At 59.8% G+C, this 7,058-nt stretch carries 8 protein-coding genes and 1 pseudogene; 5 read left to right on the top strand and 4 right to left on the bottom strand.

Annotated elements, in window-relative coordinates; translation table 11 throughout:
* The 5 genes and pseudogenes from EN750_RS11750 to EN750_RS11730 form a co-directional block, all read left to right on the top strand.
* On the top strand, positions 1-945 hold a 945-nt coding region (locus EN750_RS11750; RefSeq protein ID WP_189526151.1), incomplete at its 5' end, for a cbb3-type cytochrome c oxidase subunit I.
* The gene (locus EN750_RS11745) at positions 942-1,646 is read left to right on the top strand and encodes a cytochrome c oxidase subunit 3 (protein ID WP_127396523.1); all 705 of its coding nucleotides are present in this window, start codon (positions 942-944) and stop codon (positions 1,644-1,646) included. The genes EN750_RS11750 and EN750_RS11745, both read left to right, overlap by 4 nt.
* A 12-nt stretch (positions 1,647-1,658) precedes the next feature.
* Positions 1,659-2,381, top strand: coding sequence for a heme-copper oxidase subunit III family protein (locus EN750_RS11740; protein ID WP_127379816.1), 723 nt, complete (start codon positions 1,659-1,661; stop codon positions 2,379-2,381).
* Positions 2,382-2,390: 9 nt separating this feature from the next.
* On the top strand, positions 2,391-2,792 hold the full coding sequence (locus tag EN750_RS11735; protein ID WP_127379815.1) for a cytochrome C oxidase subunit IV family protein: 402 nt from the start codon (positions 2,391-2,393) through the stop codon (positions 2,790-2,792).
* 177 nt (positions 2,793-2,969) lie between these two features.
* Positions 2,970-3,444: pseudogene (locus EN750_RS11730) on the top strand (aminoacyl-tRNA deacylase).
* A 49-nt stretch (positions 3,445-3,493) separates the two neighbouring features.
* Here the strand turns inward: EN750_RS11730 and EN750_RS11725 are convergent.
* The 4 genes from EN750_RS11725 to EN750_RS11710 form a co-directional block, all read right to left on the bottom strand.
* Positions 3,494-4,306 (bottom strand): DUF2189 domain-containing protein, encoded by an 813-nt coding sequence (locus EN750_RS11725; protein ID WP_127379813.1) that lies wholly within the window; start codon positions 4,304-4,306, stop codon positions 3,494-3,496.
* 337 nt (positions 4,307-4,643) lie between these two features.
* Positions 4,644-5,615 (bottom strand): heme o synthase, encoded by a 972-nt coding sequence (gene cyoE, locus EN750_RS11720; RefSeq protein ID WP_127396522.1) that lies wholly within the window; start codon positions 5,613-5,615, stop codon positions 4,644-4,646.
* A 137-nt stretch (positions 5,616-5,752) separates the two neighbouring features.
* Positions 5,753-6,133, bottom strand: a complete 381-nt coding sequence (locus EN750_RS11715; RefSeq protein ID WP_127396521.1) for a cytochrome c family protein — start codon at positions 6,131-6,133, stop codon at positions 5,753-5,755.
* A gap of 192 nt (positions 6,134-6,325) precedes the next feature.
* Positions 6,326-6,850, bottom strand: a complete 525-nt coding sequence (locus tag EN750_RS11710; protein ID WP_127396520.1) for a hypothetical protein — start codon at positions 6,848-6,850, stop codon at positions 6,326-6,328.
* Positions 6,851-7,058: the final 208 nt, after the last annotated feature.

Genomic DNA, 7,058 nt, shown 5'->3' with positions numbered 1-7,058 from the left:
TTCTTCGGTCACCCCGAGGCCTACATCGTGGCACTGCCGGCCTTCGGCATCGTCTCCGACCTGATCAGCACCCATGCGCGCAAGAACATCTTCGGCTACCGGATGATGGTCTGGGCGATCGTCGGCATCGGCGCGCTGAGCTTCGTGGTCTGGGCTCACCACATGTATGTCAGCGGCATGCACCCCTATTTCGGCTTCTTCTTCGCCACCACGACATTGATCATCGCCGTGCCGACCGCCATCAAGGTCTACAATTGGGTGCTGACGCTGTGGCGCGGCGACATCCATCTCACCATACCGATGCTCTTTGCCCTGGCCTTCATCGTCACCTTCGTCAACGGCGGCTTGACCGGCCTGTTTCTTGGCAACGTCGTCGTCGACGTTCCATTGTCGGACACGATGTTCGTGGTTGCGCATTTCCATATGGTCATGGGCGTCGCTCCAATCCTCGTGATTTTCGGCGCAATCTACCACTGGTACCCCAAGGTAACCGGTCGGATGCTGAATGAGACGCTCGGCCAGTTCCACTTCTGGGTCACGTTCCTCGGCGCCTATCTGATCTTCTTCCCCATGCACTATCTTGGCCTAGTGGGCCTGCCACGGCGCTATGCCGAACTGACCGACATGACGATCATGACGGAATCGGCCCACCACCTGAACTCCTTCATCAGCATCATGGCGTTCATCGTCGGCTTTGCCCAGATCGTGTTCCTGTTCAACCTGATCTGGAGCATCCGTCACGGCCGTGAGGCCGGCGGCAATCCCTGGCGCGCCACGACGCTCGAATGGCAGACGTCCGAAACCCCGCCGGCCCACGGCAATTTCGGCAAGGATCTGCCGATCGTCTATCGCTGGGCCTATGACTACAGCGTGCCGGGCGCCAAGGAGGATTTCATTCCGCAGAACGTGCCAGGCTCCTTCGGCACCTACAAGGAGCCGGCATGAGCGTCATCCTGGTCTTCCTGCTGGTGGTCGTCGCCTTTGTCGGATGGTGGCTTTCCCATCAGCGGCTGATGTCGAAGCCATGGCTCGAGCAAGGCATGGCCGAGGATTTTGTCGCCCTCGACCGCTCGGCGCTGCCGACGGCTAAGATCGGCCTCGGTGTCTTCCTCGCCGTTGTAGGCTGCCTGTTCGCGCTGTTCACCAGCGCCTACTTCATGCGCATGGCGCTGTCGGACTGGCAGCCGCTGCCGCTGCCGCGCCTGCTCTGGCTCAACACCGGCGTGCTGGTGCTCAGCAGCGTCGCGCTGCAATGCGCCTCGGCCGCCGCGCGCAAGCGGCAGAGCGATATGGTCAGACTCGGCCTCGCCACAGCCGGGCTCACGGCGCTTGCCTTCCTGGTCGGGCAGTTGGTGGCATGGCGGCAGTTGGCCGAAGACGGCTATCTGCTGAGCTCCAATCCGGCCAACAGCTTCTTCTACCTAATCACCGGCATGCATGGCCTGCACATACTCGGCGGGCTGGTCGGTCTCGGCAGAACGACTGCCGGCGCCTGGAATGGAGCGCGGCCGGAACGGCTTCGCCTCGGCGTCGAGCTGTGCGCCATGTACTGGCATTTCCTGCTTTTCGTCTGGCTCGCCATATTCGCCCTGCTTGCCGGCTGGGGCGCTACGTTCATAGACATTTGCCGACAATTGCTGACCTAAGGGATCAAGCGGATGTCCGAGACGACAATGACGCATATCAGCCAAACGACGCCCCGGCCAGCGGGTTGGCAAGGCATTGCCGCCGACTGGTCCTCGGATCAGCGGGCGTTCAAGAACGTGTCCTGGGGGAAGGCCATGATGTGGATCTTCCTGCTCAGCGACACCTTCATCTTCGGCTGTTTCCTGCTCTCCTACATGACCGCGCGTATTTCGACGCGCGTGCCGTGGCCCAACCCGAGCGAGGTCTTTGCGCTGCACATAGGCGGCTCGAATGTTCCGCTAATCCTGATCGCCATCATGACCTTCGTGCTGATCTCGAGCAGCGGCACGATGGCCATGGCGGTCAATTTCGGCTATCGCCGCGACCGCCGGAAGACGGCAATTCTGATGCTTCTGACCGCGGCACTCGGCGCGACCTTTGTCGGCATGCAAGCCTTCGAATGGACCAAGCTGATCACTGAGGGGGTGCGGCCCTGGGGCAACCCCTGGGGCGCCGCACAATTCGGTTCGTCTTTCTTCATGATCACCGGTTTCCACGGCACCCATGTGACGATCGGGGTAATCTTCCTGCTCATCGTGGCGCGCAAGGTCTGGCGCGGAGACTACGACACCGGACGGCGCGGCTTCTTCACCAGCCGCAGGGGTCACTACGAGAGCGTCGAGATCATGGGGCTCTACTGGCACTTCGTCGACCTGGTCTGGGTGTTCATTTTCGCTTTCTTCTATCTTTGGTGAGAGGCAGATATGGCTGAAGCAACCGCAAACGGCCTCGGACAACACGGACTTGGCGCTGGTCACGCCCATGAAGCTCGGACGGCTGCCCCCCATGCCGAGGTCCATCAGGAACACCCGATCAAACTCTATCTGGTGGTCTGGGCATGGCTGTTCATCCTAAGCGCCTGTTCCTACATGGTCGATTATTTCGGCCTCCACGGCTATCTCAGATGGTCGCTGATCCTGATCTTCATGATGCTCAAGGCGGGCCTGATCGTCGCCTTCTTCATGCACATGGCTTGGGAGCGGCTGGCGCTGACCTATGCGATCATCCTGCCGCCGATACTGGTGCTTGTGTTCGTGGCAATGATGGTCTTCGAAGCGGATTACACGCTTTTCACCCGGTTGGTGTTTTTCGGAGACGGGCCCTGAATCAAGAGCTGGGTGAGATCCATCTGCCCCGACTTCAGTTGTGCGACGATGCTGCTTGCCGTTCGGTTGCCTTGAAACAACGGGCGGCTGGTCCATTTTCCAGATATCGGAAGCGACATCGGCAGAATGACTTCTCTCGTTCTACGCGCGTCGCGAAGTCTGGCAAGGGAGGCCAAGATGACGATCGCAAACAGATTAAGGGATTTCATCGACGGCAAGGGAATTTCCTACGACACCGTCGCCCATCATCGCACTTCAACAAGCCGGCAGTCGGCAATAGCCGCGCATGTGCCCGGCAGCATCCTGGCGAAATCCGTGGTCGTTCACCACGAGCTTGGCTATACGCTGGCCGTGGTTCCGAGCACCCACAGGATCGAACTTGGCAGGTTGCAAGATGTCATGGACAAGCGTCTCGGACTCGCCTCCGAAGACGAGGTGGTTTCGCTCTTCGATGATTGCGACACCGGCGCCATTCCGCCGATCGGCGCTGCCTATGATGTACGCGGTGATTGTCAAAGAAAGCCTCGCCGATGCCGCCGACGTCTACTTCGAAGGCGGCGACCATAGAACGCTGGTGCATGTCAGTGGCGCGGATTTCCGTAACCTGATCATGTGCGCACACCAGGCTCGCTTCAGTCACCCGGCTTACTGACAGTTTCGATCAGAACCGCCCCCTCGCCTGTGCGGCGAGGAGACTTTGCTCAAACCGCCGGCCTTGCGGGCGGCTCCACGACCTTGCGGTAGACATGCCAGGTGGCGTGACCGAGGATCGGCAACACGACAGCCAGCCCGACGAACACCGGCAGCGAGCCGATAATCAGGGCGACGGCGACGATCAGGCCCCACACGGCCATGGTGATCGGGTTCGCCAGCACCACACGCACCGAGGTGTGGATGGCTTCGTAGGCGCCGACGTCCCGGTCGAGCAACAATGGGAAGGCGACGACCGTTGTGCACAACACCACCACAGCGAAGACCAAGCCTATGGCGTGCCCCAGGATAATCAGCGTCCAGCCACGTCCGGTGGCAAATATTTCATTGATGAAGCCGGATATCGATTCAGGCGGAGCCGGGCCGAAAAGGTATTGGTAGAACATCTGCGCGGTCAAAAGCCAGGTGATGAAGATTGCAAACAGCATGATGCCGACCGCGGCAATGGCCGGCAGCGCCGGAGAATTCCTGACCTCGAAAGCATGCCTCCAGGAGGAGTCCACGCCGGCTTCCCGTCTGCGGCTGATTTCATAGAGGCCTATCGCCGCGAATGGGCCAATCAAGGCGAAACCGGAGACCAGCGGAAACAGCAACGGCAACGCATTGGCGCCCGAAGTCCAGGCGGCGAGCACGACACCCACGAGCGGATAGATCAGACAGAGAAAAACGATATGTGACGGTTTGACCATGAAATCGTCGACGCCCCGCCTGAGCGCGTCGAAAAGGTCGGAAACACCGATTTTTCGAATTTTGGTATGTTCCAGCGTCTCGCTGGCGCCTGCTATCACATGAAAGCTAGCCATGACCATTCCTCCAGACCAGGTCCGGTAAGGTCGCGGCTTCGCGGTGCTGCCGTTTGCGTGGCCACGCAAAACCGCGACCTGCACCGCAATCAACATACTCTCTTGCCAGAGACTTGTCGCCCTTTGTCAGAAGGGTCCCGGCGGTTCGGCTAGCTCTGGTGGTCTTTTTTCGATATTCTCGGGTTCAAAGGTGAAGGTCATGGATGGAAGGACGCTTCTCATACTCGGCCTCGGCGTGGTCGCCCTGCTTATTCTGGGATTCTGTGCGATTCCTTCGTGATGTTCGAGCCGATTCTGGTCCGCAACGCCTTCAATTCGGCAGTACAGACTGGCTGCCTCATCCGACCAGTATTCCGTTAACAGCGGTCTTGCCGTCAACTCCAGTTGACGTGGACGCTCGCATCGCGATCGTATCGGCAAGCAGTATGGCAAAGATCGCGAAAAGATAGAAAATCGAGAAGGCAAACAGCGCCTTTGCAGGCTTCATCTCCTCTTCGGGAGCGATCAGGACCTTCCAGGCGTGCCAGATGAAACCCGCGCCCAATGCAGTCGAAACAATTCCATAGAACCCACTCGCGAATCCGAACGCCCAGGGCAGCACGCCGATTGGCGCCAGGAGCAGCGAATAGGCGAATATCTGTTTTCTGGTCGAGGCCAAGCCAACCACGTTCGGCATCATCGGGATACCCGCAGCGGCGTAGTCGCCGACCTTGAACAGCGCGAGTGCCCAGAAATGCGGCGGCGTCCACAGAAAGATGATCAGAAACAGGATGAAGCTTTCAACGCCGATCGCGCCAGTGGCGGCCGCCCAGCCGATGACAGGAGGAAGGGCACCCGCCGCGCCGCCGATGACGATGTTCTGCGGCGTCGAGCGCTTCAGCCACATCGTATAGATGACAATGTAGAAGAAGATGGTGAAGGCCAGCAGCGATGCGGCAAGCCAGCCCACCAGCACGCCGAGCGTGATGACCGAAAGTGCGGAAAGCACCAGGCCGAAGCCGAGGGCTTCACCCGGCGTGACGCGGCCTGACGGAACCGGCCGCTTTGATGTGCGCGACATCAGCGCGTCGATGTCGGCGTCGTACCACATGTTGAGAGCCCCGGCCGCTCCTGCTCCGATCGCAATCGCACCGATTGCAATCACGGCGATGACCGGATTCATCGCACCGGGCGCCGCCATCAGGCCAACGAACGCAGTGAATACAGCAAGCGCCATGACCCGCGGCTTTAAAAGCGCGAAGAAATCACCCGCAGTCGCTTCCGAGAGGCGGATGTCGGTATCCTTGAGGCGGTTTTCCCTAGTCGACATCTCTGATGGAAGCACCTGGGCCATGATCCGAACTAAAGGCGCGAGCGAAAACTGAAAACCGGTCTTTGCTTACGCTGCCCTAGCTCGGATAAGATCACAGTAAAACAAGAGGTTAAACGCAGGACGGAGGTGTCAGGTCACTTGGAGAACGTTTTCAGATAGGCAATGACGTTGGCCACGTCCGCATCGTTCTTGAGGCCGGCAAACGCCATCTTGGACCCTTTTACCATGGCCTTGGGATCGTGAAGATAGGTCGTCAGTGTTGATTCATCCCATTTGAGGCCGGATTTGCCGGCCGCAATCATGGCATCGGAATATTTGAAATCTGGATGCGTCCCCGCGGTGCGGCCGATGACGCCGTGCAGCGATGGACCGATCTTGTTCTTGTCCTCCTCCACGATGTGGCAGGCCTTGCATTTGGCGAAGACCTTCTCGCCAGCAGCAGCATCCTGAGGCTGCGATGGACCGGCGACGAAGGTTGCAACAGAGATGACGGCGAAAAACGCGACTAAGCGCATGACTTTCCTCCCTGATCGTCAAATGTGCCCGAGACGATCCGCGCGTGCCGATCACACCAGCAATAGGCCTTGCACGGCGGAACAGATTATCCGCTTCTCCCCCCAAATGGAATTACGGCACCTATATACCACAGAGTCTGGCCGGCGGGTAGAAGAGGTCGACCGTACAAGGTTTAGGTGGCCTACAGTGGCTCAAGGTACATCCGTGTTGCAGCTGCCGGCTACCTGATTGACCGCTTCGCCGAACCCGGCGAGGTCGAAATCGGCCTCGCCGCGCCCCGCCAGCAGCCCGAACCGCCACGAAAGCTGGAGCCGGTTCGCGGCGACAAGGCGCCTGATGCCATCGGCGCCATCGCGCACCAGCATCCGGCCGCGCGGCCCGACCGACCAGCTTTCATCGAACTTGCTCTCCTGATCGACCGTGATCGACATGGTGATCTTGCGGCTGGCCGAAACAGTGTCGTTCAGTTGCAGCCATTCAGTCCAATGCGGCTCGCCGTTTGCCCGGCAGGCAATCGTCAGGATCGGGCTGTAGCTCAAGGCACCGCCGCCGGTGATCAGCTTGTTGGTGGCATAGAGCGAGGCCGTGACGAGGCCGTCTTCACTCGTGCCGAAGCGCCAGTTGTCAGACACCGTGCCGGCCTGGGCAATGCCGCAGGCCGAGACAAGGACCAGCGCGATTGCCGAAGCGTGTCCCAATTCGACGAACAGTCTCAACACGCCCTCCAACAACCAAGCGGCTTGCAATAGAAGCGCAGATAATGATCAAAGCTTGGTCGCCACAGGCCGCCGCTCGCGAAGCATGGCGGCTGTTGCAGTTTGGCAACGAAAAAGGCCGCCTCGAGGGCGGCCTTCCTGTTTCAGCGGAGCGCTGGTGTTATTCGGCGGCCTTCTTCTTCGGCGCGGCCTTCTTCTTGGGCTCTTC

The organism is Mesorhizobium sp. M7A.F.Ca.ET.027.03.2.1 (assembly GCF_003999175.1).
Taxonomy (GTDB): Bacteria; Pseudomonadota; Alphaproteobacteria; order Rhizobiales; family Rhizobiaceae; genus Mesorhizobium.
Note: the sequence above shows the minus strand (reverse complement) of the source record. Positions and strands in the feature narration are given on the sequence as shown.

Coding starts and splice junctions, on each gene's coding strand:
- EN750_RS11745 (WP_127396523.1), top strand. CDS start 942: ATGAGCGTCATCCTGGTCTTCCTGCTGGTGGTCGTCGCCTTTGTCGGA.
- EN750_RS11740 (WP_127379816.1), top strand. CDS start 1,659: ATGTCCGAGACGACAATGACGCATATCAGCCAAACGACGCCCCGGCCA.
- EN750_RS11735 (WP_127379815.1), top strand. CDS start 2,391: ATGGCTGAAGCAACCGCAAACGGCCTCGGACAACACGGACTTGGCGCT.
- EN750_RS11725 (WP_127379813.1), bottom strand. CDS start 4,306: ATGGCTAGCTTTCATGTGATAGCAGGCGCCAGCGAGACGCTGGAACAT.
- cyoE (WP_127396522.1), bottom strand. CDS start 5,615: ATGTCGACTAGGGAAAACCGCCTCAAGGATACCGACATCCGCCTCTCG.
- EN750_RS11715 (WP_127396521.1), bottom strand. CDS start 6,133: ATGCGCTTAGTCGCGTTTTTCGCCGTCATCTCTGTTGCAACCTTCGTC.